Origin of the sequence: Streptomyces sp. 13-12-16 (assembly GCF_002114215.1) — a bacterium.
In the GTDB taxonomy this organism is placed as follows: domain Bacteria; phylum Actinomycetota; class Actinomycetes; order Streptomycetales; family Streptomycetaceae; genus Streptomyces.
The window spans coordinates 1-1,414 of record NZ_NCTE01001488.1 but is presented as its reverse complement, the minus strand read 5'-3'; the positions used below and the strand labels follow the sequence as shown (position 1 = coordinate 1,414).

General features: G+C 70.9%; 2 protein-coding genes. One reads left to right on the top strand and one right to left on the bottom strand.

Going from position 1 to position 1,414, the window contains the following annotated elements; genetic code table 11:
* On the bottom strand, nucleotides 1-327 hold a 327-nt coding region (locus B7767_RS43245; RefSeq protein WP_143653027.1), incomplete at its 3' end, for a DUF998 domain-containing protein.
* 115 nt (nucleotides 328-442) lie between these two features.
* On the opposite strand from B7767_RS43245, the gene B7767_RS43240 reads away from it, so the two are divergent.
* Entirely contained in the window at nucleotides 443-1,273 is an 831-nt protein-coding gene (locus tag B7767_RS43240; RefSeq protein ID WP_085576553.1) for an alpha/beta fold hydrolase, read from the top strand.
* Nucleotides 1,274-1,414: the final 141 nt, after the last annotated feature.

The window sequence follows — 1,414 nt, the reverse complement described above, 5'->3', positions numbered from 1 at the left end:
ACCGTGACGCAGGGACCCTCCGCTGCTCGGCGCCGGCAGCAACGCCACCACCAGCGCCGCCGCTCCGCCGCCGGCCAGCGCCACGCGTCCGGCCGTCGCCGCCGGCCGCAGTCCCCAGGCGGTGAGCAGATGGCAGGCGCCCAGGGCGAGGAGCGCCGTGGTCATCACCCAGGACCCCGCGGCCCCGTAGGCCGCCAGGACGCTGATCGTCTGGGTGACGGGGTCGTAGGCGGGTCCCTCCAGTGATGCCGCGATCACCCAGCCCGCGACGAGCAGGACGGGCGCGCACCCCGACGAGAAGAGGACCCATCTGGGAACAAGCAACATCGAACAACCATAGGACGTGCCCAACCGTCACTTGACGGGCATACAGGAGATGAGGCGCGCCGGGCCGGAGCGTAAGGTGAGTGCCGTCGGTCCGGATCACGCGGAGGGATCACCCATGGGCACGGTCACCACCACCGACGGCACGACCATCTTCTACAAGGACTGGGGTCCGCGCGACGGACAGCCGATCGTCTTCCACCACGGCTGGCCGCTCAGCGCCGACGACTGGGACAACCAGATGCTGTTCTTCCTGTCCCAGGGCTATCGCGTGATCGCCCACGACCGGCGTGGTCACGGGCGCTCCGGTCAGACCGCGAGCGGCCACGAGATGGACACCTACGCCGCGGACGTGGCGGCGCTGACCGGCGCCCTCGATCTGCGGGAGGCCGTACACGTCGGGCACTCGACCGGCGGCGGAGAGGCCGCGCGGTACGTCGCGCGGGCCGAGCCCGGCCGGGTCGCGAAGGCGGTGCTGGTCGGCGCGGTCCCCCCGGTCATGGTCAAGTCCGAGAGCAATCCCGGCGGTCTGCCGATCGAGGTCTTCGACGGGTTCCGCGCGGCCCTGGCCGCCAACCGCGCGCAGTTCTTCATCGACGTGCCGTCGGGTCCGTTCTACGGATTCAACCGGCCCGGCGCGGAGGTCTCCCAGGGACTGATCGACAACTGGTGGCGGCAGGGCATGACGGGGGCGGCCAACGCCCACTACGAGTGCATCAAGGCGTTCTCGGAGACCGACTTCACCGAGGACCTCAAGAAGATCGACGTCCCGGTCCTCGTCGCGCACGGCACCGACGACCAGATCGTTCCCTACGAGGACTCCGCGCCGTTGACGGTCGAGCTGCTGAAGCACGGCACCCTGAAGACCTACGAGGGGTACCCCCACGGCATGCTGTCGACCCATCCGGACGTCCTCAACCGCGACATCCTGGAATTCATCAGGTCCTAGCGCGGTCCCGGTCCTCCGGAGGCCTCCGTGCCGCGGTCCCCGCCAGCGCGTCGGCCGGGCCCGCGCCTTCCTGCCGGCGCACGACCCGTCCGAAGCGGACGCGGACGCGGTACGGACGGCCATCGCCCCGGGGGCGCCGTA